This is a genomic window from Facklamia sp. P9177 (assembly GCF_050409585.1).
GTDB lineage: Bacteria > Bacillota > Bacilli > Lactobacillales > Aerococcaceae > Facklamia.
Genome location: NZ_JBNUPE010000004.1, coordinates 123,041 through 149,138, shown reverse-complemented (window position 1 = coordinate 149,138; position 26,098 = coordinate 123,041). Strand labels below are relative to the sequence as shown.

Genomic DNA, 26,098 nt, shown 5'->3' with positions numbered 1-26,098 from the left:
TATTGCTCACCTCTATTCTTCTTCTGATGAAAAGTTTTCAGCAAATTGGCGTAATGCCTTAGCAACTTCTGCTTTAACAACTTCTTTCAAGTCGCCGTCAACAGCTGTTTCAACTTCTCCTGAGTTACGTTCAATAATTATTGATACCCCGTCAAATAAGTTAGTCATACGTCCTAAGAATAATGAACCCTTACCAACGATCATTGCCCGATTAATACCTGAATCACTTGTCATATCGTCATAAGCGAATCCTAGGTAAGGAGCTCCTGAAGGAATATGACCTTGAGTTGGTGCCCAACCAGGAATTCCTTTTTCTGCAACAAAGTTAGCTAAATCAGCACGTTCTAATTCTTTACGTAATACTCCTACCGCACCAATCATCTTAAGGTTAGCAGTTGGCACATCTCCAGCACCAGCAGATTTAGTAATATCTGGGTTTTGCATTTCAACTGAGAAAATATCAACATCTGGAATAGTTAAGCCTGCTTTATCTAAAGGATCTCCTACCAAAGCAGTCATAACCGCTTGAGGTGAAGAACCAGATGAAACAGTATGACGTCCAGTAACATCTGTACGGATCACTGGGCTCTTTCCATCGTTTTGAGAAATTAAGTAGGCCACACCAGCTACTGAATCCTCTAATAATGGCATATCTTTTTCATAATGAGATTTACCATTCATACCTAATTTAGCAGTAGAACCTCCGGCAACAACCGCTACTGCTTTATATGTTCCAGCTCTTACTAATGAAGCTGCACTGATCAAGGCATGTGTTGGTGCCCCACAGAAAGCACGTAAGTCAGATCCTGAAGCATTTTTTAGACCGCAAAGCTCTGCAATAGCTTTAGCCATGTTACCCCCACCACGCTGGTTCATGTCGCCGATTGCTTCTTCTGATGCCTCAATCACATATTCAATGTCTTCAGCATTGATATCTTCAGTATCTCGTAATAAGTGGCGTAAAGATAAAACACCTGAAGCTTTGTTAACTAAGTTTTCTAGCATGATATGAGCATTTAAGTTAGGGTCAATATCGTGGGCACGTGAAACCACGCCGACTAATTCACCTTCATAATATAGTCCCTCAGCTTCATACTCATCGATATGTTTTTGTAACCATTCAGCCGATTCGGTGTTTTTAATCTTGTCCACATCATCTTTAAAGATTTCATTTTCTGCCATAACTTCTTTTACCTTAGCAGCAAATCCTTCTTCAAGATATACTAAGTCAAATACGTCTACGATTGAAAGTAGTCCGTAAAATTCAATCTCTGGCATAATTTCGCCACGTTTTGAGTAACGTCCACCTTCAGCTTTAGTTTTGAAACGTGGTTCTTCAATTTTTTTCAATTCAGAATAATGCATATTATTAATATACGTTTGGTTATTAGGGTCTGTTAGAACCTCTTCGTAACTACGTAAATGTTTATCTAGATTCTTAAGATATTCAGAATCTGGAGTGGTGATGCGCTCAGTGGTTTGAGTCGTACCATTATGAATTAACATATTAGGTGTATGTGCTAGAGTATAAGCTGCACCTTTCAATACTGGAAGAGTCATTTGCATTCTCCTTTTTTATGGTTAGTTTATATTGTATATTATTTCACATATCTGTTAAAAAAGCAAGTCTTTAGAACTCTCTGAATAAAAAAGCCAGCATAAGCAAACTGCTTTTACTGGCCCTCCTTTTAGATATAATTTTTAAAAATTATACTGAATATTTAGAAAATTGATCGCGAATTGATTTCATTTCTTCAGCGATTGAATCAACATCTAATACCATTTCCATCATACCGATTTGTTCATCGTAAATGTCTGGATCAGCGTATTCTTTGAACTCAGGTTCAGTTGCATGGTATACAGCTAAACCTAGAGGTGTGTTTGTTAAAGCACCCGCATAAGTTGGGTCTCCGTTGGTAACTGTTTCAGCTGCTAGACCAGCAGATTCTGCTTCAGCCCCACCTAAGATTACAACAAGATTTTCTGCACCGTGTTTTTCAGCAGCTTCTTTAATACGACGTTGGTTTTCCAAATCCATGGCTCCTGCAGCCGTTCAAACGAAGCACTCTGTTGATGACATTAAAATCTCAACTGGTTTACCTTCTAAACTAGCTTCGATTGCTTGTCCTGGAATACCGTCACGGTCTCCAATGATCAATAATTTTTTATTATCCATTGACATAATGTTACCTCCTAAGATATTCGAAATAAAATGTTCGCAACAACAATATATCACTACTATGACTGTAGTATAACCCTAGCTTTCATATTTGTCAAACCAATTTATAAACGATTACGTTTTATTCATTATTCACTAAATCCACCCTCCAAAAACACTTTAACAGCAAGCTTTAAGCATTTATTTAAATTTATAATAAATAATTTTTTAATAAGCATGTGTATCAATTTTAAGCTATAATAATGACAGATTTAGGAGGTTTTTCCATGAAGGTCTTACATGTTTTAGCCCAGCTACCTGCTCAAACAGGTTCTGGCATTTATTTTCAAAATTTAATCACGGGCTTAAAAGATAAAGGCATAGATAATGGCATTATCTACGCCACTCAACCCCCTTTTAAAGAATTATTGCAAACAGATAATTGTTACCCTGTTCATTTCCAATCCAATGAACTCCCCTTCTCAATTGTCGGTATGTCAGATGTGATGCCTTATCAAAATTCTATTTATTCTCAATTAACAGATCAGCAGACTGAACAATGGCAACAAGCTTTTATTAAAAGATTAATGCAAGCAAAAGAAGAATTTCAACCGGATATTATCTTAACCCATCATCTTTGGTACTTAACTTCTTTGGTGCTAGATACTTTTCCTGAAATTCCGGTGATTGGTATCAGTCATGGGACGGATATTCGGCAAGCTAGACGCCACCCTCATTTAAAAACACGCTATTTGGGTAATATGAACCGACTGGCTTTGATTTTCTCTTTAACTCAAGATGATCGTGACAATTTAATCGAGGAGTTTCAAATTGATGCTGAAAAAATTATAGTTACCGGCAATGGTTTTAATTCTGCCATTTTTAATCTAGAAGGTTCACGAAAGTCCAAGCAGTCTTCAATAAATTTAATCTATGCTGGTAAAATCACTCGTTCTAAGGGTGTCTTTGAATTAGTTCTAGCTTTTGAAAAAGTCAAAAAATCTTTTCCTCAAAGCCAACTGTTACTAATTGGTAACGGCGATCCTAGTGAAATTAAAGAATTAAAAACAATTGTCTCTTCTTATGGAATAGAAGATATTCACTTTCTTTCAGCACTTCCTCAATTAGAATTAGCCAGTTGGATGAAAAAATCTGATATTTTTATTCTGCCATCATATTATGAAGGTTTAGCAACTATTTGTTTAGAAGCCATGGCTTGTGGTTTGCGTACAGTAGTTTCTGAATTAGCCCCTTTAAAGAATTTCTTAGCTGATGAGATTAACCAATCTCAATGGATTGAATATGTTCCGCTTCCACGCATTGTTGACCAAGATAAAGCACATCAAGAAGATATCCCAGAATTTATTGCAAACTTAAGTCAATCTATTATTTTACAAATAAATCGATTACAGTCGCAACAAGCCATCGATCCTCATATATATGATTTAATAATGCAATACTCATGGGAACGTTTAATAGATAAACAATATCATTGCATAAACTTCTTATTTAAAGAAAAAGATAAAGCATAAACTTTAAGACTGCAGGCAAAAACCCTTCAAATGTTTACTGTCTGCATTGACTGACGTCATGGAAATCACCCGTTTTCTTTTTATTATACATGACAAAAATCCGTCCCTAACACTGTTACCACAGCGGGGACAGATTTTTACTGGGTGTTGGCGTAATTTATGTTGTCGCCTCTTGGTCTTCAATCTTAAACCTTATTCTTTTATTTACAATTGTTTTAAATAACTAATGATTTGCTCCATGTCTGCTAAAGAAAGTGTGCGAACATCAAATTGTACATGATTTTGCTGAACACGTGCTATAACTGGCTTATCTTGACTCCTTAGGTAAGATTCAATTTGACTTGCCGACAACTTTCGGTGGTCGACTTGAACCAAGACGGTTGATAGTGTTGATCCAGGGTATGATCCTCCCCCTACTTGCGATTGTCCTTCTATCAAATCTACTTGCCAAGAACCGGCTAATTCCCCAATGGCTTGTTGGAATTTTTGAGCCTTTTTAAGTAATTGTTCACGATCTTGGCTAATCATTTGTAAGACTGGTATTTTGCTAAAGGCCAGTTCTGGATTTAAATATTGTCGCATGGTCACTTCCAAGGCTGCAAGCGTTAGCTTGTCAGTTCGTAAGGCACGAGTTAATGGGTGGGCACGCATCTTATCTAACAATTCTTTTTTACCAACTATAACCCCTGCTTGCGGCCCACCTAGTAACTTATCGCCAGAGAAAGTTACTACATCGTATCCCGCTTGAATGGCTTCTTGAACCGTTGGTTCATAAGGCAGACCAAATGTTTGCATATCCATAAATAGGCCTGAACCTAAATCGTTTAATGCAAGAAGACTGTGTTCATGAGCCAAGTCTACTAGTTCTTGATCATCCACTTTTTCAGTAAAGCCAACTAAATGATAATTGGATGTATGGACTCTTAATAAAGCTCCGGTCTCTTCATTGATAGCAGCTTTATAATCACTAAGGTGTGTTTTGTTAGTAGATCCTACTTCATGGAGCAGGGCTCCTCCACGGGTTATCACATCAGGTATCCTAAATGAGCCGCCAATTTCAACCAACTCACCACGAGATATAACCACTTCTTTAGCTTCTGTTAGGGCTGAAAGCATTAAAAGTACTGCTGCAGCATTATTATTAACTACTAACGCATCCTCTGCACCTGTTATTTGTTTCAATACATCTTTTAAGTGAGTGTATCTAGAGCCACGTCTGCCCTCTTCTAAATCATACTCTAAGTTAGAGTAATTGGGCCCTAAATCAACAAGAGCATCAATAACTGTTTGAGATAAAGGCGCCCGTCCTAAATTGGTATGTAAAACTGTTCCGGTGGCATTAATTACTGGTTTAAGAGAGGGATTCAGTCTTTTAGCTAAAGCTTCTTCAATATGTTTTATCACACTTTCAAACTCTAATGAACTAGCCTCAGTAATCTCCCCACTTAAGACACCTTGCCTGATAAAGTCAATTTGTTTTTGAATACTTTCTTTAACATAAGCTGGATCTAATTTTTCGGTCCATTTTCTAATACGTTCATCTTGTAGAACTCTATCAACTTTTGGTAGTGATGATAATAAATGTTTCATTAAATGAAAGCCTCCTCAATCTTTTGCAGATATTTAGGGTTCATTACACGTACATCCTCATTTCTTATGGTTATCCCACGCTTATCGAAATCCTCTAACAGTAAGAGAGTGTATTTACGACTGGTTCCTAAAAGGTTTCTAAAATCTGCCAAGGCAATTGTATCATGTTCTTTAAGGAAATCTCTCAACCTTTTGAGCGCCTCATTATAGTAAGAAACGTGAATCTCAGTTTGCTTATCCAAACGGTAAAATTCATTTTGTTTACGCATCAACCTATAAACTTCTCGCATGTTTTTATCTTTACCAACCACTTCTTCAAAAAGTGGCGGTGCGAAAGGGGTTTCAGCTAATTTTGCTTCAATAGCTTTTCTTGCTTTCGCTTGAGCTGGCGTAATAGCAATCGTGTGGTCAACTAAGCGAATTAAATCGCCCTCAATTACAAAGTGGCCCTGACCAACTATGGTTTGAATGATTGCATTCAGCTCCTTAGGTGCAATTTTATTAAAGCGTGAACGGAATTCTTCTAAGGACATACCAGCAATCATATTATTCACCTGGTGAAATTCTGATAATGTTTCTTCCATTTCTTTTTGAATGGCATCAAATGAAACTCGGGCCATATAGAACTGGCCAAATTTCATTAAGTCGCCGGCTTCGACCATCTCTTTCACATATCCTTCAATCGTACGCATTTCTTCATTCAGATAGTCAGCCATTTCTTTAATGGATGTAAAGCCGGCAGAACGATGGGATAAGAAATCCAATAACACATCTGACATAGTGCCTGATTCTAGTACTTCTAATGACTCAATGACATCTTGATTGTAACGTTTATGTTTCTTAGGGGTAGGATCGAGAACCTCGCCCCCTCCGATTGTAATTACAGGTGAATAATTTCTTAAAATAAAACGATCGCCTTTCTTTACAGCAATTTGTTCTTCTAAACGTATTTGCATAAAAGCTGTCTGTCCCGGTTGAACTTTTTCAACGCCTAAAGGGACAAGTCTACCAATAACTTCACGCGTTCCAATATGCACATGTACTCTATCCCAAAGTTCCATCGGTTGGCTGGCATCTTTAAGACATTGCACCTTGGTGTCCAACATATATGAAGACTCTAAAGGCGCTGCACTTAGGACATCGCCACGACCAATTTGATCAAGGTCGACCTTGGTTAAGTTGATAGCGGTCCGATTGCCAGCATGCGCCTCTTCTTGATCTTGTTCGTGAATTTGAATTGTACGGATCCGAGTTGGTATGCCAGATGGATAAATCGTTAAATCGTCACCTACTCGAATAGAACCATCAATTAGAGTGCCTGTTACGACAGTCCCAAATCCTTTAACAGAAAAAGCGCGATCAACATTTAAGCGTGCCGGTAAGGATTCATTATCCCGTTGAATCTTCTCAACCTTTTCAGCCAGTAAGGCCTTTACTTTTTCAATACCAATGCCTGAAATAGCGTCCGTTTCAACGATAGGTGCGTCTTCCAATGGCGTTCCTTCAAATTGTTCACGAATATCTTCGTAAACTAGTAGTTTAAGCTCTTCATCTGCATCAGCTACCTTTGTTAAGACAATGATGAAATCTTTAATACCTAACAAGTTAAGGACAGAAACATGTTCTTTAGTTTGCGGCATTATGCCTTCGTTCACATCAATCACTAGCATTACTAGATCAATACCGGCCGCACCTGCTAACATGTTTTTGATGAACTTTTCGTGTCCGGGAACATCTACTATACCAACTCGTTCCCCATTATTTAAATCAATATAAGCAAAGCCTAAATTGATAGAAAGGCCACGCTGCTTCTCTTCCTTAGAAGTATCTGTTTCGATACCTGTTAAGGCTTTGATGAGCGTGGTCTTTCCATGATCAATATGGCCTGCCGTTCCTAAAACGACATTTTTCATTAAGTAATTCCTTTCTTATCAACTAACTAGGGTCTTACAACTCGGTCATAAGATCTTAATTGTTCAAGAATATAGCGCATATTGGTTTCTTCACCGACCGCAAGCTTGTCTTTTAATTCGTAGAACGAAACACAAGTCCCACAAGCTTTAACTGCAACCCCTTTGTCAAGGAGCGTTTGTAAATCTTCGACGGTGTCAGCACCTTCTGCTGCTAAGGTTACTCCACCATTGTATAATAAAATTTCTTTTGGTAGTTCTTCTTCTTGAGCTAATACACTAATAAACGATTTAATTAGTGTACGACCTAGATCATTATTACCTTCTCCTAGTTTGTCACTTGCAATAACTACAATGTAATCAGTCAAATTATTTCCTCCTAAACTTCACTTATTTTACCACAATTGCCTTGTCTTTTTTTTCAACCATATAACCAATATGAGCGGCTTGAATGGATTTTTCTTTATAAGCCACTAAAATTGCTTCTAGCTGATCTTCAGGAACTGTTATTAATAAGCCTCCTGAGGTCTGTGGATCAAATAGCACTTCCTCCATGGTTGAATCCTCAATTTGAAAATCAATATTCTTAGCATAATGAGCGCGGTTACGTTTGGCACCACCAGTGGTTAAATGTTCTTTAGCTGCTTGGTAGGCACCTTCAATAATTGGTATTTTATCGGCAAATATTTCTGCCGTCAACTGCTCATCACACATCTCCATCAAATGACCTAAAATGCCAAAGCCAGTTATATCTGTACATGCGGTAGCTTGATAATCCAACATGACTTCAGCTGCATACTTATTCAAAGTTGTCATTAATTCTATTGCTTCATCAAAAGCCTTTTCATCAATTAATCCTTTGTTATGTGCAGTGGTTACAATGCCTACTCCCAATTTTTTAGTCGCAATGATAGCATCGCCAGCTTTTGCACCATTGTTGGTAATTATTTTATCAGGATGCACAACTCCTGCTACTGCTAAACCATATAGCGGTGTGGATTGACGAATCGTATGTCCTCCCGCTAGAACTCCTCCAGCTTCTAAGACTTTTTCAGCTCCCCCACGTAGAATTTCAGCTAAATTTTCGAGCGGTTGACTGTCATCAGGATAAGCTACTATGTTGAGTGCCGTAATCACTTTTCCTCCCATTGAATAAACATCCGATAAAGCATTGGTTGCTGATATTTGACCAAAAACATATGGATCTTTGACCATTGAAGGGAAGAAATCAGTTGTTTGAATAACTGCAACATCCGGTGAAACTTGGTAAACTGCTGCATCATCACTAGAATCATAACCTACTAGTAAATTACCATCAAATTGCTTGGGTAATCCTTCTAAAATTTCAGACAAACTGCCTGGTCCAATTTTAGCGTTTCATCCACCACATATTTCTAATTCATTCATTTTTTCTTTATCTATCATTTATATCTCCCCACTTCCTTTTATGATAGTCCTATTATAGCCTTTTTAATTATTGTTTTCAGTAATCAAAAACTTGGATTTATTAGTTTTCATAATAAAAGCAGCACAAGTCTGACTTGTGCTGCTAAGTTAAAATTTTGATTAGAACTCAACTTTTTCAGATTTAACACGACCTTTTTCATTAACATAGTATAAGTCTACACGGTCAGTGAAAGGTGTTGCGTCTGCTCCTACACCATCTTTACGAAGTGAAACTTGTAAAGCTTTATGATCAAAGCCTTCAGTTTCTTTGAGAACTGATTTCATAACCTTCATGATAGAGATTGGTGTTTCAGGTTCTTTTAATGTAACGATTGCTTTACCTTTTTTCAATGCTGCTGCAACTAAATCTTCAACTTGATCAGCTGGCGCTCCAAAGATTAAATAGTAGTCGCCTTCTTTTTCTAAATCTTCAGCTTTACGAACTTGAACAGAATCATGCGTTTTCTTAGCTAATTGCATGATGTTAGCCATCAAAGGGCGAGATCCAGTTGAGCGGTGTCCAGCAATAATTACTGAAGATTTTTCTGCAAAAGCCTCTTCAATTGCGTTTGCTACTTTCTCGTTAAATAATCCATCTTCAACAAATTTACCTAAAATTGCGTTCATAATTAAACCTCCATATAGTTAGTTATGTGTATAGGTTCACAATATCACAAATTTTACATTTTGCAAAGGGGTTGGCCTCATCTTTTCACTTATAAACAAAAGATGTGATTTTTTATTTATTTAGATTTATAATAAAAAAGACTTTATTTAAAAGGAGCTAGTCCGATATCAAATAAGCACCTACTAAAAATGCTTGCTAATCGTATCAAAAAGTCAGCCGCTGACTTTTATCATGAGATTGTTATAGAAAAATAAAAACACAGCTAGATAATAATAAATTAAGACGGACTATTGGATAATCTGTTGAAAATATAGCTTTTGCACCGGAGGAATCAAATATAAGGTTGGGTTTCGCCAATCCTCATGAGAAAGCTAAACCTCAATTAGGTGAAACAGTCGTCGATTTAGCTTGTAGTAAAGTTTTTGATGCTTTTTATTGCGGCTAAAACGGCTGGTAAAGAATGAACATCTGCACTTAATGGTATTAAAGTCCCACTACTTGACCCGATGGCTGTCTCACCAGTATTAGCCAGTGCGCCAATTACTGCACCTTCACCACCGATACACGTTAGAATAAATGGTCATCCTAAAGGTCATCTTATTGCATAAATTAATGGTTCACCCATTCCAAAAATACCTACTGGTAAGCCACCTTTTATCATTGAGATCAATTACTTGTTCTGACGATCTTTAACTCTTAAAAAGCTTCTGTTATGTATGAAAATGAGAAGCTGACTGAGTACAATCTTCTACTTAATTTAGACTTTGGTCTTCCTAAGGATCGTGAAGCGTCTTTAATCAGTTTGTTCTTTCGCTTTAAAAGACAATTATCTCTTCCAAGTTAAAGTTTTATTTCTTGACGGCACAAAGCTGTATGCGCCGGTGCTGATAAGTATTCCTTGCGCTTATGCTCAACCTAAGATTGTTGTTGAGAGAGTATTCGATCGCATGAAGGGTGTAATTCTAGTATGCGAACAGCTTGGAGGAGAAAAAAGACAATAAATAACCTGGGTCTCTTCTTAATGGCTATAAAACTCACCCAATCAGTTCATTATTTACGAACTTCCCACCCCTTTAATGCTTGCTGGTCACTATTTTTATTCTTTAAACCACAAAAACAGTGGCGAATCTCATATTTGATGATTCGCCACTGTTTTTAAGGCTTTTGGTCCAGCCTCTTAATTGTTTAATAAATTATAATAACAGTTTTTAATGATAAGAACCTTGGTGCCATAAGGACACTTGCCCTTGCCGTAAAGATTGTTGAACATCAATAATCCTTTGATTACTACTTCCTCTAAATTGCAAACTGAGATCTTTTTTGTCATTATCAAAGCGACCGTCGACAAGCACATCCACTAATGACAAGAGTTCTAGTTTATCAGAGGAATCTTTTAATAGCTCTTCCCAATAATAACCCGACCAAGACCAAATGTCTTTACGGTCTCCATAAATAGATCGCACTTTTTTGACTAAGGGAATTAGAATTGGTGTAGAAAGAAAGGGTTCGCCACCCAATAAGGTTAAACCTTGAACATAATCATGGGCTAAATCTTCAATAATCTGATTTTCAAGTTCTTTAGTATAAGGCACACCATAATTGAAGTTTTGGACCCGACGATTAAAACAACCCTTACAATTAAAGAGGCAGCCGCTGACATAAAGACTATTACGTACTCCTTCCCCATCCACAAAATTAAAAGGTTTATAGTCTGCTATCTTTCCTAAACAATAATCTTGGGCTAGCCATTCTTTTGGTTTAGGATTTTTGAAATTTTCAATCACTGGTCACACATTCTTTCGGTTAAATGTTTTTGACGGGATTGAATCTCCTTATGACGTCCTTTGACCATCGGTCTTATATTCGGATTACCGAGGTAACCACAGGTTCTCTTCACTACATCACAAGTTTCAGGATTACGATTGTCACATTGCGGACAAGCAAAACCTTTTTCTGTAGGATTAAATTCTCCTTGGAAGCCACATTCATAGCAATGATCGATAGGGGTGTTGGTCCCTAAATACCCAATTTTGTCATAGGCATAATCCCAAACTGCTTCTAAGGCCTTAGGATTTTGACGTAAATTGGGATATTCACAATAATGAATAAAACCTCCTGAAGTATATGGAGCATAGTCCTTTTCGAAATCAATTTTTTCAAAAGGATTTGGACTTTTACGCACATCATAATGAAAAGAATTAGTGTAATAATCCTTGTCTGTCAAATCCTTAATAGCACCAAATTTAGCTCGATCTAAACGGCAGAAGCGATCCGTCAAGGACTCACTCGGAGTCGAATAAACAGAGAAATGATAATCGTATTGCTGAGCTAATTGATCGGCCTTCTTTTTAAGTTCTTGGATTACTTTCAATGAAAAAGTTTTAGCCGCGTCATTCTGCTCCCAATTAGAACCAAAGAAATAAGCTGTAATCTCATACAGACCGATATAACCTAAAGATATGGTGGCGCGCTTATTTTTAAATAATTGGTCAACATTCTCATCAGCTTTCAGATAATGACCAAAAGCTCCTTCACGGTATAGAATTGGAGCATTCTCCGTCTTAGCTTGTTTGACTCGCTCTGCTCGATACACAAGAGCTCGACCGACAACTTCCAGGCGATCATGCAACAATTCCCAAAAATTATCGAAGGAATGATCCGACTCCATAGCGATACGGGGAAGATTTAAGGTGACTACCCCTAAATTCATTCGTCCACTATTTACTTCTTTTCCTTTTTCATCTTGCCAACCTTGAAGAAATGATCGGCATCCCATTGGCACTTTAAAGCTTCCAGTTAGTTCCTTGATCTTATCATACATTAGAACATCTGGATACATCCGATTACAAGCGCACTTGAGGGCTAATTGTTTAATGTCATAATTGGGATCTTTCATTAAAAGATTAGTTCCCTTGCGTAAGCTGAAAACTAATTTAGGAAAAATAGCTGTACGGTGTTCTTTACCTAAACCATTCAAACGAATTTTCAATATAGCTTTTTGAATTTCGCGTGCATACCAAGATGTTCCTAAACCAAATCCAAGTGTAGTAAATGGTGTTTGACCATTTGATGAATAAAGTGTATTGATTTCATACTCCAAACTCTGCATGGCATCATATATATCTTTTTGCGTTTTATTCTTAGCAAAATTCTCAGCCTGTTGAGGATCATCCGTCAATTCTTTAGCTAAGCTAAGATTCTTCTGAAAATTTAAATCCGCATAAGGAGCCAGCACCTCATCAATTCGATCAATCGAGCAGCCCCCGTATTGACAAGAAGAAACATTGGCAATAATTTGAGCAATTTGTGCTGTAGCTGTATTGATAGATCGCGGACTTTCCACTTCTGCATTCCCTATATGAAAACCGTGCTTCAGCATAGTCTCAATATCAATCAAGCAGCAATTAGTCATTGGACTATAGGGCGAATAATCTAGATCATGAAAATGTATGTTCCCCTTCAAATGTCCATTAGCTACTTGCTCGGGCAGCATATTCAAGCCAATGGCTTTGGCCGTAACCCCACAGGTAAGGTCTCTCAAGGTGTTAAAAACACGACTATCCTTATTGGCATTTTCATTGACTAAAGTCGGATCGCGTTTAATCAGTTGATCCATACGGTCCTGTAACCGCATCTGCGATTGATAGTCTGCTAATTTAGTTTCAGCAAAAGCGACATATTTATTTGCAGCTGTTTCCAATCCTCGCTTGTTTAATTGCTCAATAACCGATTGCTTGATGTCAGAACTGTTCATCAAGTGAACAACTTGTCTTTCTATTTCATTACATATACCTTCAATTAAAACATGGTCTTTGGTATCTAACGCTTTTTTTAGTGAGGCTTTTAGTTTCCCCCTAATAAACTTTTCAATACTGCCGTCTCTTTTATTTATTTTAATTCTAACTTTACTCGATTGTTCTTGTTTTAATGTTGCAGTTTGAACCATTGTCTTATCGTCACTCCTTTATAAATACTGGTAATCTTCGTCCTCCATTGCTTCTACTCGGCCCATTAAATAACCGGAACCTACTTGAGAGAAAAAATCATGATTAGTTGTTTCTGTCGACAGACCGTTATAAACTATTGGATTAATATCTTGCGCACTCGCTCCATCAAATACTGCTTCAAAGCCTAGATTTTGTAATGCCTTATTGGCATTATATTTAACAAAGCAATCTACTTCTTCTACCCAACCAATCTCTGTATATACCTCCTGAGTATATTGGGTTTCATTCATATAGAGATCAAACACTAAATTATAGGCCCATTCTTTAAGTTGAGCTTGTTCTTGATCACTTAATTCTTGATAACCTAATTGAAATTTGTAGCCTAGATAGGTTCCATGAACCGACTCATCACGAATAATTAGCTTGATAATTTCAGCCACATTGGCTAGTTTATTATTTCCTAAATAGTACAAAGGGGTATAAAAACCACTATAAAAGAGAAAGGATTCTAGAAAAACACTGGCTATTTTTTTCTTGAGGCCGTTAATTATTTGTTCTTTACTCTCTTTTCCAGAAGGTAAAAGATAAACATCTTCAATTACTTTAGCCTTGTACTGCAAGGAGGGATGATTATTCCCCCACTCGAAGATTTCATCAATGGTAGCTGAATCGTTTAAAGAAATAAAAATAGTCGAATAAGATTTGGCATGGACTGATTCCATAAATAAAATATTATTAAGCACTGCCTCTTCGTGAGGGGAGCGAATATCATTTCGCATGACATTTGCGCCTTCTTCTGATTGCAAAGTATCTAAAAGAGTCAATCCCACAAAAGCTTTATTGACCACATCTTTTTCAACCTCAGTCAGTGAACGCCAATCTTTCAAATCGTTTGAAACTGGAATACGCGTATCTAGCCAGAACTGAGAAGTTAATTTTTCCCAAGTCATTTTATCTACTATGTCTTCAATACGATTCCAATCAATAGCTTGATAATGTAAATAATTGGTCATAATTTCCTCCTAAATCATACATGACTCACATTGATTAGCTCCAACAATCTCACCATCCAGACTATGTGTTCGCACATAGTAAAGTGACTTAATCCCTTTAGAGAAGGCATAGTGACGTAAAATATTCAAATCACGTGTAGTCATTTGATTAAGCCCTGCTTTTTTCCACTCATAAAGACCTGCTGGAATCTCTGATAGCATAAATAAAGTCAAAGACATTCCCTGGTCAATATGCTTTTGAGCGGCGGCATAAACATCTATAATTTTTCTTTGATCCATCTCGTAAGCTGTTTGATAATAGGGCAGCGTTTCATTTGAAAGTCCTGGAGCTGGATAATAAATGGCCCCATTTTTCTGTTCTTGCCTTAATTCCATTCGATGAGTAATCGGGTGTAAGGAAGCAGAAGTTTCATTAAGGTAAGAGATTGACCCATTCGGTGCAACGGCTAAACGATTACGATGATAAAGACCATCTACTTTAACCTTAGCTGCTAGATCTTGCCAATCTTTAGGAGTGGGTAATTTTACAGCTTTGAAAAGTTCAGCCGCTGCCATTTCTTCAAATTTAAAAGCTTCCTCAATATAAGGAGCAAAATAAGACCCGTCTGCATATTTTGATTGCTCAAACTTGTGGAATGTCTGCCCTTTTTCTTTTGCTAATTTATTAGATGCAAGCAAGCTATAGTAGTTGAGAGCCATAAAATACGCTTCAATAATTTCGATAGATGCTTTAGACCCATAAGTGATTTTATTTTTTGCTAAGAGAGTGTGAAAGCCCATCGCTCCTAAGCCAATAGTATGATAAAGATCATTACCATTTTGAACCGTTGGCACTTCGGCAATTTTAGTTTTATCAGAAACGGTGGTTAAAGCTCGCACAGCCACTTCTACTGACTTACCAAAATCAGGACTGGTCAACATTTTTTCCATGTTAGTGGAAGCTAAGTTACAGGAAATATCGCTACCTAATCTTTGATAAGATAAATCATCGTTTAAGAGTGAAGGTTCTTGAACTTGAAAAATCTCTGAACAGAGGTTGGACATAATGATTTTTCCATGGACTGGATTCGTTCGATTAACTGTATCGATATTAATGATGTAGGGATAGCCGGATTCTTGTTGTAATTTAGAAATTTCTGTTTCTAACTCACGCGCTTGAATTTTCTTTTTACGGATTCTTGGATTATCTACTAAAGCTTGATAATTCTCACTTATATCAAAGTATGAAAAAGGGAGACCGTACTCTTTTTCGATGTCATAAGGGCTAAAAAGATACATTGGTTGATTGTTTTTTACCAACTCATAAAATTTATCAGGCACTACAATTCCTAGAGAGAGAGTTTTGACACGGATTTTTTCATCGGCATTTTCTTTTTTACACGATAAGAAAGCTAAGATATCTGGATGGAAAACATTTAGGTAAACTACACCTGCCCCATTCCTCTGCCCTAACTGATTGGAATAAGAAAACGAGTCTTCTAACAATTTCATGACAGGAACGACACCTGAAGAAGCATTTTCAATCGCTTTAATAGGGTCGCCCGCTGCTCGAATATTAGACAAATTAACGCCAACTCCGCCTCCTTTTCTTGAAAGTTGCAAAGCTGAGTTAATGGCTCGACCAATCGACAGCATGGAATCATCAACATCTAACAAGAAGCATGACACCATTTCACCTCGACGCTTTTTACCTGCATTTAAGAAAGTAGGTGTAGCGGGTTGATAGCGTTGCGAAATTAATTCTTCAGCAATAGCCATAGCCAATTGTCGGTCTCCATCTGCTAAATACAAGGCATTCATAGCCACTCGATCTATGAACCCTTCCAGATATTGACGACCATCATTTGATTTTAAAGCATATTGATTGAAAAACTTGTAAGCAGCCATAAAAGATTTAAAGTTAAAATTCTTAGCTTGTAAGAAGTCATATAGTTTCTTGATAAAAGCATAAGGATCTTTATCATTTACATCAGCTTCTAAATATTTATTGATGAGGTCTTCTTCTAAGTAATCATTCTCCAATAAATAATTTAAGCGATCCTCTAAAGACGCAAACTTTGGACTATTGGCTTCAATTTCTTCTTGGTAATAAGCTTCCAATGCCTTTTGATCTTTATAAAGAGGAATAGCTCCATCTTCCGGTATATTCAATTGATTATTCCATTGGAAATAGCTTTTTTTCTTTAATGATTGTCTCTCAGTCATTCAGCATTACCTCCTTAATATATGAAACATCTGACTCGTTTCCTTGGAATTCAAACTTATGAATTAAAGGAATTTGATAGTCACGACTAATGTCTTTAGCAGTAAAACAAAATAATTGGGCGAAATTCAAATTACCACCACCTACTACTCCGCGACAATTTTGTCGATTAACTTCATTTTCAAAAAAATCATCCACTAAGTCTCTTACCACTTCTTGATAAGTGGGAACAATCAATAAATAGGGCTGATTGACTATCATGTCACATGTAAGATCGTCCAATTCTAATTGGTAATCAGCTGATAGTTTTTCAACAAAACGACGGGTTTGACCTGTTAAGCTAATAAAGACAATCGCTAACATTGACTGATTAGCCTCTCAATTACATCCGGTTGGAAACCAACAACAGGAGCTGATTGCCCGATGAGAACAACTGGCAAACTCTGACAATTGAGTTCTCTTACTTCTTCTAAGTAACTTTCGTCTTCGACATTTTTTTCTAAATAGTTAAGACCTTTGCTATCTAAATATCTTTTTAAGAAAACGCACTGTCCGCAACCCGTTTTACTATATAATGTGATTTTTTTCATAAAATGCTCCTCCTCGACAAAAAACGGCTTTCCCTTCCCAGGAAAGCCGATGGTAAAATCAAAAGAAAGCAAAGCATAGGTGTACCTATACTCACTACTAAAGAATATTTCCAAAGATCACTAAACCCTGAGAAGTGATAAGTGTAATAAATAACCTGGCGATCTGACTTATGAGCGAGCTCAAATACAGTAGCATAGGGACTGTGTAGGATTCTAACCTGCTTCCCCAGAATTATTTACATTTTGTCTATATATTGTGTCTTAAAGCTAGATTAACACAAGATGTTGGGTTAGACAAGAGCAATTATCGAAATAAAACAAATCAATTAAAAGCAAAAATAATAGCCTAGTTAATCACAGTTAAACTGTGATTAACTAGGCTAGTTTAGTTTCCTGGCGGGAACGTGTGAGAATCGAACTCACCCAAGACGCTCTTAACGCCTCATACTGGTTTTGAAGACCAGAGGGCACACCAGAACCCATCCGCTCCCAATTAAAATCTTTAAAGAAGACTCTTACAATATTAACAATATTTAAAGGAAAATGCAAGTGCTTTTATGAGTCTATTAAGCAACATTCTTTAAGCAAAAGGGGCTGTATCTTTTAGATACAGACCTCCAATGAATTATTATTCTGCTTCAGCTTTTTCGTTTGATTCAACTTTCTTATCTTTACTATCCTCTTTGTGGATTGAATAAGTAATGATTACCGGAGTCCCTTCTTCTGGTAAAATCTCACCATTTCCTGAAAACGCTACTTCCCCTCTTTTTTCAACGGCCCCGTAGGTATAAGTAGCATTTGAAATAAGTCCGACTGGGCATGAATCTAAACAAGTGATACAACCTGTATGTTTATCATGGGCACGCCCTTTATTTCCACCAAAGCGGAATTCAAAGTCATTGCCATTAGAATCAATAATTGTTTCACTTAGGTTGTATTCTTTTTCAGCGCCTTCCCAAGTTACTTTAATATCCATTAAATCCCCTGCAACATGCGTTTCTTCCGCATTTTCAGCCGTCATATTATCGCCTGGTTCTGCCCCGATTTCTATTAAAGCTTCATAGAATTTATTTTGATTAGCAGTTGTTCCGAATACCGATTTTCCACCAAAATTACCATCATCGAAGACCACGGCATGACGGGTAGATGTTTCTAAGTATTTTCCATTTACGTAAGCATATATCGAAATGGTGCCTGCTTCCTTATCGACCACCATCGGGTTTTCCTCTGTCGGTAAATTTGCAGGAGCATCTTCCTTTGCAAGTGTTGGGACAGATAAAGATAAAACGGTAACGAAGGCAAAGACAAGTGTCATTAATTTTTTAATCATTTTGTTCATATTATTCATCCTTTCAAAATTAAACTTGCTGACTTTTTAGCTTTCGATCTTTCAACCAAAAGTAAATCATTAAAAGAGTCATGACTATCATCAAAATTAAAGTAATCATTTTAATTTGACCTATCTTCATATCTAAAAAAAACATATCGCGAACATTATAATAAAAAATATTAGGTGATTTAACAAGCATTAAAGTAACGACACTAATAAGTCCTAGGAAGTAAGTTATTGGTTTTATCTTGAACAAAAAACTTACCATGATAAATAGAACAAAAACTATCCAACATAAAACCCAAGTATGCACTCGCATTTCTAACCATACCCAATATGACATTAAAGCGCTTGCTAGAAGAGCAAAAATAAACCCTGAGCAAATTGCTATTAGTAAATTATGCCATTTGAACATCTAAAAACCTCCTTTGCTATTTAATCTTCCAATTTAACATTTAGCCAGCGCTGAAATAAATTCTTTCGTATTTGATCTGCCTTTTTAACAACAGGTGTATTGATTAAAGCTTTTTTTAAAGGTCTAGAGCTTGAGTAAGGACTGAAATCAAAATCTTCCGCTATTAAAGAACCCATTGAGAGACTATTAACAGAAACATTAAAAGAAGTCCATTGATCCTCAAATAATTCAGGATTTACTAAATAGACCGCTGCTAATGAATCCCAATTATAAAAGCCTTTAATACCATACTCATCTTCATTATCGACAAACCAAGGTTCTGCATAGTTTTGAATTAAATGAGCAATGGCCGATTGTTGGTTAGAAAAAGCTTCTTCATATTCTGATCGAGTAAATAAAAGATCTAAACAGTGATTAGCTGTTAAAATAGAAACATTTCTTCCCTTAGTTAAAACGGTAAAAGCAGCCTGCGGATCAATGGAAAAGTTCATTTCTCGCATTTCTTGCTTGTCAAAGATCAACGGCTGAGTAATCCCACCCATTAAGACAAGTTGTTTAACTTTTTTGAAGAAATTACTGTCTCTTAGATAGGCCCCTTGCAAGTTGGTCATTGAACCGACTGCAATAATGATTAACTCATCTTTATATTTATTAGCCAAATCTACCAATAGCTGGCTTGCTGGTGTTAAATAATCAGCTGTTTCACTTGCACCTTTTGCATAAGGAATTGAATGAAGGCCAAGTTTGCTTATTAATTGACGGGTCGATTGGTCTACTTGCTCAATGGTCGAATTCCCAAATGTCGAAGTGATACCCACTATAGCGACTTCTGGACTCCCTAATAAATACATCAGCGCCAAACCATCATCAATGTCGCGATGGGGTGTGAAAAAAGTATTATCAAAATCAATTAAAACTTTCATTATCCCTTATTCCTCCTCATCTACTTCAAGCTTTTGGGCTACTTCTGGATTTTTCTTCTTAATAAATTTCCCTAAAAAGGCTGTGCCGAATACTAGTAAAGCCACTAATATTATTGATAGTGAAAAAGAGGCATCACTAGGTTCTAAAGCCTTATCGCCAACATTTACAAAAATAAATGTCCCCGGCAAAATGCATATGAGAGAAATCCAAAGATAGTCCCAGAATGAGATATCCGTTAAGCCAAAAGCATAGTTTTCAACATTATAGGGAATTACAGGCATAATTCGAGCCAATGCAAGAACTAACTTTAAATGTTGGTTATCGGTAGTCAATATCCCTTTGGAACTAGGATATCTTTTAAATATAAATTTTTGTGCCGGTTGCCTAAATAAATAGCGCGAAATTAAAAACATGAAAGTTAGATTCAAAGCCGCACCTATAAAAGTCAAGATGGAGCCTAACCATAATCCAAATCCCATTCCTCCAGCAAAAGCTAGGAAAGGAACAGGGAAAAACCCCATCGGTAAGAAAACCCAAAGTAATACATAAATCCATTTTGCAGAAGACCCTGATTGTAAGATTATTTCTCGTACACGCTCGGTTGAAAAATTTAAGGTCAGCCAGATAGTTAAAGCTACTAAAGCAATCACTAAGCAAACCTTAAACCATTTACTTAGCTGCTTTTTTTGCATGGCGTTCATTATAAATCGATTTAACAATATAAATGACAATTGTTACAGCAAATAGTGACATTAATCCAATAAATAATTGTTTACCGCCACCACCGAAGTTTTGTCCAATATAAGAATAAACAAGAGTAGCCGGCAATTGACCGATTCCGGTTGCTAAAAAGAATGGCCAGAATTTCATAGAAGTTAAACCAGCTGCATAAGAGACTAGGTCAAAACTAACAAATGGTAATAAACGGCAAACTACAATGGTGTACTTTCCATATTTTTCAAAAAACACATCTAAAGATTTTAAGGCTGTTTTACTGGTAATCTTGGCAACTGCGTCGCGTCCCAAAATTTTAGCAATGTAAAAGCATAAGGTCGCTCCAGCCATTGAAGATGTCCAAGACAATACCGCTCCCCAAAACCATCCAAAAATGGCAGCATTAGATAGAGTGATTAAGAAAGCAGGAATGGGTGAAAGAATCGATTGCAAAATCATCAAGAAAAAGGAAACACCAGCAGCAACATTTCCGTAAGAACGAATATAAGCAATTGTCTCTTCTAAATTAACTGCTTTCATGGCTGAAATAGACTCGTTAATAAATGACTGCACCGAGGGAATAAAGAGATAAGATAAAAGTGATAATACAAGTACAACAATCACTGCCAATTTATTTTTTTTCATAAGAACCTCCTAAATATTAAACTCCACCACCATCAAAATTTTACATTTTTATAACAATTCCTCGATTTGCTCTAGTAATTGCTTTTCATTGATTAGGCCAATATGATGGTATACTACCTCTCCTTCTTCATTTATAAAAATAGTAGCGGGCAAAAAGGTAGCTTGTAGGGACATCATGGTTGAAAAGTTAACATCATAGAATACAGGAAGAGTCAAATTAAGGTCTTCTAAATATTCAATCACTGCTTCTTTAGTTTCGCCAGGTTGCGAATTAGTGGCATTGATCATATAAAAATCAATATCTTCTTGGTAATCTTCCCAAGCCGTTTGAAAATAAGGCATTTCTTTTTTGCATGGTGGACACCAAGTTGCCCAAACATTAACAACCATAGGTCGACCAAAATTTTCAGATAAAGTCATTGATTTATCTACTTGATCTTTAATCCTTACACTATCTACATTAAGATGACCATATCGATCTTGTTTTTCTTCATTTGTGCTATTAAGCTGACTACTTTCTTCCTTTGAAGTTTGAAGAGATACTTCTTTTCCTTCAATAACCCCTTCGCTTGTTTTGTTAAATGTTAAATCGATCTCATTGACAGTTTCCTGAATTGTTTCTTTTTTATCGATAGATAAACTTTGATCTTGAACTTTGTTATAAATAAAGCCCCCCAGACTTATAATAACGATTAAAAGCAAACCATACGTTAATAACTTTTTCATTGTATTCCTCCTAGACTAGTTGTAGTAAAAGCGTTTCTAAGATGCCTGATATTGTTAATAAACCGAAAAGGATTAAAAACCAGCCTGAAAATAGATTGACTAAGTGATAATGTTCCTTGATAAATGTAAGGACTTTTTTACTTTCATCTACCAATAATGCAGACAGAATGAAAGGAATACCTAAACCTAAACAATAGCTAATTATAAGCAAAAATGAAGTCCAGCTAGTAGCGACACTGGCTATATAAGTTAATGCAGAAGCCAAAAATGTTCCAACACATGGCGACCAAGAAATGGCAAAGACTAGACCAAATAAATAAGGATTGGCCACATGGGAATCTCGCGAATGAGGCCTTAACTTAGTCATTAGCTTTTGACCATTAAGATAATCGACACCCATAATAATCATAATGCTTCCTGCGATAAAGTTAACGACTTGTCGGTGCATCATAAAAAAGGATCCTACAGTGGACACAAAAAGACTTAATAAGATAAATATCGTAGAAAATCCTAACATAAATAAGATTGCTTTAATGAGGGTTTGTTTAGTAGAGCTCTCCCCTTCACTGCCTGCAAAGAATGCAATATAAAGCGGAAGCATTGGCAGTAAGCAAGGAGAGACAAAAGTCATTAATCCCTCGATAAATAATAATAGATAGTCCATATTTTTAAGCTCCTTTCTCACAAAGATTATCATGCCATTGGAGTCATTCAACTAAAAGTAATCACGCTAGTATAAATAAAATAATTATTTGAAAGTAAGCCGCTATTCGCATTATGTGATTGAATAATTAAGCTTTTTTAAAAGGTCTTATCTCCTCTGCCCCACCTGATACAGCAAAATCTAAGAATTGATCCATAACTTGCCAATGCTTAATAGAATCATTCGCCTCTCCAAAAGTTAAACCTAAAGGAAAATCAATGGTAAACATTCTAGGTGGTCTCGATTTGGCTGCCACTTTAGGTAAGTGCATAATTGAAGCGGTACGGATCCCTTGCTTTTCTACTTCTCTTTGGATTAGCCCAACGGACTGATGGCAAATATATCAGCCAGGAGAAAGGAGTACCAAATCTACTTGATCTTCAACTAACTGACGGGCAATCGCAGGTGCTGTTTCATCAATTAGTAAATTTACTTTTGGTATATAACCCATTAGGCCATAATGGCGCGGTGCAACAGAGCCGATTTTGCCCTTTGTTGCCATCTCTTGAAGCATCTGTATGGGAAAGACACAGTTTAAATCTTCATCTGCCGGTCCATGATCATAATGATCATGAGTAATCATAATATTTTCCACCCGACTATCCCCAGGAATCATTCGGAAAGTATGATCTCCCTTAATATTAAAAGGGGCATCGCTTTTCAAATGGGTTCCTGCTGTTGTGATAAATGCTACCCTACACTCTGAAAGAGGTTTAGTTAATTCAACATTAGAGGGGGCTTCATCGATGGTAACCACCATTCTTTTGGCTATGGCTGCAATGATATTTTCTTTAATACTTCTCTTTTTCATTCGAATCCCCTTCTACGAATAATAGACTTGAGTGATTGCTTTCATTGAGTAACCCTTACGAAATAGATACTGGCAATATTGCATCTTAAGAAGTGTTCTAAAGACACCTTTTTCTTTAAAACGACGGTCCGAGGTATAAATGAACTGATCTGCTACAACTAATTCTTCACCCTTAGCCTTGTTTCGTAAAAATAAATCATAGTCTTCCATTAAAGATAAAGCATGAAAACCTCCTAGTTCCCAATAGTAATCTTTTGTCATAAAAATCCCTTGATCACCGAAAGCTATCTGTCGATGTTTAAGTCGCCAATTTGATCCATAAGCAATCGCTCTTAGCCATAAATTATCTGTTTGAAAGTCTAATGGAAAAGCTCCAATCTTCCCTTTCAGCAGACTACTCAGGATGACCTTTTTAGGAGAACGTTTAAAGTAGCTATCTGCATGTAAGAATAAAAGATAGTCTCCTTTGGCCTTTTTAGCCCCTACAGCTAATTGACTACCACGACCCTTTGGACCATTCAGGACTTTATATTGATTTTCGCTAATAAATTCTTGAGTTCCATCTTCACTACCACCATCTACAAACAGAATTTCAATTTCTTCGTCCTTTAAATGCTGTAGATGCTTTAAAGTTTGAGGTAAAATTTTTCTTTCGTTATAAACTGGAATAATCACACTGATCAAATAATTCATAAGGTAATATCCTCCAACTTTTCAATATAAGCTTTAATTTCTTGTAAGAAAACAGGGCTAATAAAGCGGGAGATGGTTTCAAAAGAGTGGTCATTTGACTTAACTTTTTGTGCTTCTAAATATTGAACATAAGCCATCGAACACCAAGTGACTCCTCTTAAACAAGTAAAATGAAGATATTGTTTAAGCTTATCTTTATTAATTTTCACCTGGGAGGACTTATCATACTCTTTAATGAAAGCGGAGATTTGCTCATATGAAAGTAAGTGATCTGTTTTCCATAATGTGGTTGTGGGAGCTAGAAAATGAGCGATATCTTGTTCCCTCTCACCAACCAAAGGCTTCTCCCAGTCAATTAAATAGGAATCACCTTTAGAATTAATCAAAAAATTATGTGAATTAAGTTCTGTATTAATAACGCAAGGATTGCTTAATTTATTATTGAACGAATATTTTTTCAGACCTGCCATCAATGCATCGATTAGATCAATAACCTCAAGATCTCTGCCCTTCCATTTTTGATAATGACTATACATGTCAACAAATTCCTGATACATCAGTTGGAAGGGATTATTAGCCTTAATAAGATGAGGAATGGTCTGGCTATCTACACTATGGATTCTAGCCAAAATATTAGCAGCTTTGGATAAGTCCTTTTGATAGTCTAAGGGATGACCGGGGAGGTATTCTTCAATTAAATAACCCTTACCTAACAACTTAGTATGAGGCTGGCATTGATATACCTTCGGCACAACCCCTGAAGAAGCCAAACCCTTCAGTGCCAAGTATTCATATTCAATTTGATTGTCTAAATTCATTTGCGAACCTAAAGCAATCCTAAAAATCTTTCTGCCCTTATCAATTAGAAAGTTGGCATTATATTCCCCCTGATTAAAATAAACTGCATCTGGATCTCCTGATAGATAACGCACCACATCTTCCCGCGTGTCTAGGTCACGAATGGTTTCTGTCAACGCATAGGAAAGTTTTGCTGCAGAAACTTTATTGATCGTCCTTTGGCATACTTCATCGTGTGAATAATTCTCTAAATCAAAAAGAGACTTAGAGAACAAACGGCTGGCTATAATGCCATAACCTCCATCTAAGGTAGGAGCTAAAACAACATCTTCAGTGTCTAGCATGTCAATCATTTGCTCAACCAAAGATTGCTTGATGTCAACTAGATCACAGCCTAATAAAAGAACTTTATCATAGCCACGGTTAAAAATTTGCTGCATGGCTCGCGACATTCGTTCTCCTAAATGAGCTGTTTCAAGCTGGCCGAATATCTTATCACTATCAATAGCTAAGTATTTTTGAATGGCTAATTTTTGATCAGCAGGTGCTACAAAAAGAAAGATGTCTGCATCCACCTTACAAATTTCTTTGTAAGTTTGTTGTAAAAGGTGAATCGATAGATGGTGAATATCTTCCTTAGGTAAAAACCCTTGTAATCTAGTTTTGTTATATCCAATTAAAGGTAATTTGACAAAATAAATAATTGCAGTCGACATTATATGGCTCCTATCTTAATTTCGCATTCTTTAGTCTGAGGATGGAATAAAAAAATTAATAAACAACCTATCAAATTTCCAACTCCTAAAAGTGGTAATCCTACTAGGAAATACGGATACATAATTAAAAGACTTTTATCTGTAAAAAAGCTCATAATAATTAGTTCAGACAGAGAAACGATCAACAGTATCGCCCAATGTGTTTTCCAAGAAAATTGATAACAAAATTGAATCCAGCTTTTAGTTTTAAATAGAGCAATAATAGCAATTAAAATAATGAAAATAGCTACAACATACCAAATCCAATGATAGTTTTCAGCAAACCAAAACTGATTAAATTGAAATTCTCGATAATACACATGGCGATAGAGTCCTATCCGCTTACTAGCATATTCATTCACAAAAAAACCACCTGTGACTATTAATATTTCAATCGCCCAATATATTTTACTTAACATTTTGGACCTCCTCTTATAACCTTGCTCATTATAGCATACAGCTACTTTTTTTTGAATGAATGTTTTATTGATATTACTAATAAATAGCCCGTATTTATTTAATAAGTCTATTTGTGATTAGATGACCATTTTAATAAAATAAAGACAT

25 protein-coding genes, 1 tRNA gene and 1 riboswitch are annotated in these 26,098 nt (G+C 36.4%); of the genes, 1 reads left to right on the top strand and 25 read right to left on the bottom strand.

What is annotated here, in order from left to right; genetic code table 11:
* Positions 1–12: 12 nt before the first annotated feature.
* A complete protein-coding gene (gene grdC / locus ACQV18_RS03560; RefSeq protein ID WP_428875758.1) occupies positions 13–1,560 on the bottom strand; it encodes a glycine/sarcosine/betaine reductase complex component C subunit beta in 1,548 nt (515 codons plus the stop codon).
* A gap of 148 nt (positions 1,561–1,708) precedes the next feature.
* Positions 1,709–2,182: a glycine/sarcosine/betaine reductase complex selenoprotein A gene (gene grdA, locus ACQV18_RS03555; protein ID WP_258435592.1), complete on the bottom strand. Its 474-nt coding sequence runs from the start codon at positions 2,180–2,182 to the stop codon at positions 1,709–1,711.
* A gap of 263 nt (positions 2,183–2,445) precedes the next feature.
* On the opposite strand from grdA, the gene ACQV18_RS03550 reads away from it, so the two are divergent.
* A complete protein-coding gene (locus tag ACQV18_RS03550; protein WP_428872811.1) occupies positions 2,446–3,690 on the top strand; it encodes a glycosyltransferase family 4 protein in 1,245 nt (414 codons plus the stop codon).
* Positions 3,691–3,894: 204 nt separating this feature from the next.
* On the opposite strand, the gene selA is transcribed toward ACQV18_RS03550, so the two are convergent.
* The 23 genes from selA to ACQV18_RS03435 all read right to left on the bottom strand — a co-directional run bounded on the left by selA (position 3,895) and on the right by ACQV18_RS03435 (position 25,950).
* Positions 3,895–5,280 (bottom strand): L-seryl-tRNA(Sec) selenium transferase, encoded by a 1,386-nt coding sequence (gene selA, locus ACQV18_RS03545; protein ID WP_428892587.1) that lies wholly within the window; start codon positions 5,278–5,280, stop codon positions 3,895–3,897.
* Entirely contained in the window at positions 5,280–7,193 is a 1,914-nt protein-coding gene (gene selB, locus ACQV18_RS03540; protein ID WP_428892586.1) for a selenocysteine-specific translation elongation factor, read from the bottom strand. Before selB ends, selA begins: the two co-directional genes overlap by 1 nt.
* 26 nt (positions 7,194–7,219) lie before the next feature.
* Positions 7,220–7,558: a sulfurtransferase-like selenium metabolism protein YedF gene (yedF, locus tag ACQV18_RS03535; protein WP_428872808.1), complete on the bottom strand. Its 339-nt coding sequence runs from the start codon at positions 7,556–7,558 to the stop codon at positions 7,220–7,222.
* 22 nt (positions 7,559–7,580) lie between these two features.
* Positions 7,581–8,558 carry a selenide, water dikinase SelD gene (selD, locus tag ACQV18_RS03530; protein WP_428873009.1) on the bottom strand — a complete coding sequence of 326 codons (978 nt, stop codon included), beginning with the start codon at positions 8,556–8,558 and terminating at the stop codon, positions 7,581–7,583.
* 198 nt (positions 8,559–8,756) lie between these two features.
* Complete coding sequence (locus ACQV18_RS03525) at positions 8,757–9,263, bottom strand: hypothetical protein (protein ID WP_428872807.1); 507 nt, start codon at positions 9,261–9,263, stop codon at positions 8,757–8,759.
* Positions 9,264–10,472: 1,209 nt separating this feature from the next.
* Positions 10,473–11,045 (bottom strand): anaerobic ribonucleoside-triphosphate reductase activating protein, encoded by a 573-nt coding sequence (nrdG, locus tag ACQV18_RS03520; protein ID WP_428873008.1) that lies wholly within the window; start codon positions 11,043–11,045, stop codon positions 10,473–10,475.
* Positions 11,045–13,210, bottom strand: coding sequence for an anaerobic ribonucleoside-triphosphate reductase (gene nrdD, locus ACQV18_RS03515; RefSeq protein ID WP_428892585.1), 2,166 nt, complete (start codon positions 13,208–13,210; stop codon positions 11,045–11,047). Before nrdD ends, nrdG begins: the two co-directional genes overlap by 1 nt.
* An 18-nt stretch (positions 13,211–13,228) precedes the next feature.
* Positions 13,229–14,224 carry a class 1b ribonucleoside-diphosphate reductase subunit beta gene (gene nrdF / locus ACQV18_RS03510; protein ID WP_428872803.1) on the bottom strand — a complete coding sequence of 332 codons (996 nt, stop codon included), beginning with the start codon at positions 14,222–14,224 and terminating at the stop codon, positions 13,229–13,231.
* A 9-nt stretch (positions 14,225–14,233) separates the two neighbouring features.
* Positions 14,234–16,429, bottom strand: coding sequence for a class 1b ribonucleoside-diphosphate reductase subunit alpha (gene nrdE, locus ACQV18_RS03505; protein ID WP_428892584.1), 2,196 nt, complete (start codon positions 16,427–16,429; stop codon positions 14,234–14,236).
* Complete coding sequence (nrdI, locus tag ACQV18_RS03500) at positions 16,422–16,790, bottom strand: class Ib ribonucleoside-diphosphate reductase assembly flavoprotein NrdI (RefSeq protein ID WP_428872801.1); 369 nt, start codon at positions 16,788–16,790, stop codon at positions 16,422–16,424. Before nrdI ends, nrdE begins: the two co-directional genes overlap by 8 nt.
* Positions 16,784–17,017: a glutaredoxin family protein gene (locus ACQV18_RS03495; RefSeq protein ID WP_428892583.1), complete on the bottom strand. Its 234-nt coding sequence runs from the start codon at positions 17,015–17,017 to the stop codon at positions 16,784–16,786. The genes nrdI and ACQV18_RS03495 overlap by 7 nt, the downstream gene beginning before the upstream one ends.
* Positions 17,018–17,165: 148 nt before the next feature.
* Positions 17,166–17,261: riboswitch (adenosylcobalamin-variant (AdoCbl-variant) riboswitch) on the bottom strand.
* Positions 17,262–17,411: 150 nt separating this feature from the next.
* Positions 17,412–17,508, bottom strand: a tRNA-Sec gene (locus ACQV18_RS03490).
* 137 nt (positions 17,509–17,645) lie between these two features.
* Positions 17,646–18,356 (bottom strand): YdjY domain-containing protein, encoded by a 711-nt coding sequence (locus ACQV18_RS03485; RefSeq protein ID WP_428874878.1) that lies wholly within the window; start codon positions 18,354–18,356, stop codon positions 17,646–17,648.
* A 19-nt stretch (positions 18,357–18,375) separates the two neighbouring features.
* Positions 18,376–18,762, bottom strand: coding sequence for a hypothetical protein (locus ACQV18_RS03480; protein ID WP_428872798.1), 387 nt, complete (start codon positions 18,760–18,762; stop codon positions 18,376–18,378).
* Positions 18,763–18,782: 20 nt separating this feature from the next.
* Positions 18,783–19,685 (bottom strand): nucleoside hydrolase, encoded by a 903-nt coding sequence (locus tag ACQV18_RS03475; protein ID WP_428872797.1) that lies wholly within the window; start codon positions 19,683–19,685, stop codon positions 18,783–18,785.
* Positions 19,686–19,691: 6 nt separating this feature from the next.
* Positions 19,692–20,378: a TVP38/TMEM64 family protein gene (locus tag ACQV18_RS03470; RefSeq protein WP_428892582.1), complete on the bottom strand. Its 687-nt coding sequence runs from the start codon at positions 20,376–20,378 to the stop codon at positions 19,692–19,694.
* Entirely contained in the window at positions 20,356–21,045 is a 690-nt protein-coding gene (locus ACQV18_RS03465; RefSeq protein WP_428872794.1) for a TVP38/TMEM64 family protein, read from the bottom strand. The genes ACQV18_RS03470 and ACQV18_RS03465 overlap by 23 nt, the downstream gene beginning before the upstream one ends.
* Positions 21,046–21,093: 48 nt before the next feature.
* Positions 21,094–21,771 carry a TlpA family protein disulfide reductase gene (locus ACQV18_RS03460; protein WP_428892581.1) on the bottom strand — a complete coding sequence of 226 codons (678 nt, stop codon included), beginning with the start codon at positions 21,769–21,771 and terminating at the stop codon, positions 21,094–21,096.
* Positions 21,772–21,781: 10 nt separating this feature from the next.
* Positions 21,782–22,435, bottom strand: a complete 654-nt coding sequence (locus tag ACQV18_RS03455; RefSeq protein ID WP_428892580.1) for a cytochrome c biogenesis CcdA family protein — start codon at positions 22,433–22,435, stop codon at positions 21,782–21,784.
* Between the two features lie 127 nt (positions 22,436–22,562).
* Positions 22,563–23,285, bottom strand: a complete 723-nt coding sequence (locus ACQV18_RS03450; RefSeq protein ID WP_428872790.1) for a glycine/sarcosine/betaine reductase selenoprotein B family protein — start codon at positions 23,283–23,285, stop codon at positions 22,563–22,565.
* A gap of 12 nt (positions 23,286–23,297) precedes the next feature.
* A complete protein-coding gene (locus ACQV18_RS03445) occupies positions 23,298–23,978 on the bottom strand; it encodes a TIGR04283 family arsenosugar biosynthesis glycosyltransferase (protein WP_428872789.1) in 681 nt (226 codons plus the stop codon).
* Positions 23,975–25,492 carry a TIGR04282 family arsenosugar biosynthesis glycosyltransferase gene (locus ACQV18_RS03440; RefSeq protein WP_428874883.1) on the bottom strand — a complete coding sequence of 506 codons (1,518 nt, stop codon included), beginning with the start codon at positions 25,490–25,492 and terminating at the stop codon, positions 23,975–23,977. The genes ACQV18_RS03445 and ACQV18_RS03440 overlap by 4 nt, the downstream gene beginning before the upstream one ends.
* Positions 25,492–25,950, bottom strand: coding sequence for a hypothetical protein (locus ACQV18_RS03435; protein ID WP_428874884.1), 459 nt, complete (start codon positions 25,948–25,950; stop codon positions 25,492–25,494). Before ACQV18_RS03435 ends, ACQV18_RS03440 begins: the two co-directional genes overlap by 1 nt.
* Positions 25,951–26,098 lie beyond the last annotated feature (148 nt).

Coding starts and splice junctions, on each gene's coding strand:
- grdC (WP_428875758.1), bottom strand. CDS start 1,560: ATGACTCTTCCAGTATTGAAAGGTGCAGCTTATACTCTAGCACATACA.
- ACQV18_RS03550 (WP_428872811.1), top strand. CDS start 2,446: ATGAAGGTCTTACATGTTTTAGCCCAGCTACCTGCTCAAACAGGTTCT.
- selA (WP_428892587.1), bottom strand. CDS start 5,280: ATGAAACATTTATTATCATCACTACCAAAAGTTGATAGAGTTCTACAA.
- selB (WP_428892586.1), bottom strand. CDS start 7,193: ATGAAAAATGTCGTTTTAGGAACGGCAGGCCATATTGATCATGGAAAG.
- ACQV18_RS03525 (WP_428872807.1), bottom strand. CDS start 9,263: ATGAACGCAATTTTAGGTAAATTTGTTGAAGATGGATTATTTAACGAG.
- nrdD (WP_428892585.1), bottom strand. CDS start 13,210: ATGGTTCAAACTGCAACATTAAAACAAGAACAATCGAGTAAAGTTAGA.
- nrdF (WP_428872803.1), bottom strand. CDS start 14,224: ATGACCAATTATTTACATTATCAAGCTATTGATTGGAATCGTATTGAA.
- nrdE (WP_428892584.1), bottom strand. CDS start 16,429: ATGACTGAGAGACAATCATTAAAGAAAAAAAGCTATTTCCAATGGAAT.
- nrdI (WP_428872801.1), bottom strand. CDS start 16,790: ATGTTAGCGATTGTCTTTATTAGCTTAACAGGTCAAACCCGTCGTTTT.
- ACQV18_RS03495 (WP_428892583.1), bottom strand. CDS start 17,017: ATGAAAAAAATCACATTATATAGTAAAACGGGTTGCGGACAGTGCGTT.
- ACQV18_RS03485 (WP_428874878.1), bottom strand. CDS start 18,356: ATGAACAAAATGATTAAAAAATTAATGACACTTGTCTTTGCCTTCGTT.
- ACQV18_RS03480 (WP_428872798.1), bottom strand. CDS start 18,762: ATGTTCAAATGGCATAATTTACTAATAGCAATTTGCTCAGGGTTTATT.
- ACQV18_RS03475 (WP_428872797.1), bottom strand. CDS start 19,685: ATGAAAGTTTTAATTGATTTTGATAATACTTTTTTCACACCCCATCGC.
- ACQV18_RS03470 (WP_428892582.1), bottom strand. CDS start 20,378: ATGCAAAAAAAGCAGCTAAGTAAATGGTTTAAGGTTTGCTTAGTGATT.
- ACQV18_RS03465 (WP_428872794.1), bottom strand. CDS start 21,045: ATGAAAAAAAATAAATTGGCAGTGATTGTTGTACTTGTATTATCACTT.
- ACQV18_RS03460 (WP_428892581.1), bottom strand. CDS start 21,771: ATGAAAAAGTTATTAACGTATGGTTTGCTTTTAATCGTTATTATAAGT.
- ACQV18_RS03455 (WP_428892580.1), bottom strand. CDS start 22,435: ATGGACTATCTATTATTATTTATCGAGGGATTAATGACTTTTGTCTCT.
- ACQV18_RS03445 (WP_428872789.1), bottom strand. CDS start 23,978: ATGAATTATTTGATCAGTGTGATTATTCCAGTTTATAACGAAAGAAAA.
- ACQV18_RS03440 (WP_428874883.1), bottom strand. CDS start 25,492: ATGTCGACTGCAATTATTTATTTTGTCAAATTACCTTTAATTGGATAT.
- ACQV18_RS03435 (WP_428874884.1), bottom strand. CDS start 25,950: ATGTTAAGTAAAATATATTGGGCGATTGAAATATTAATAGTCACAGGT.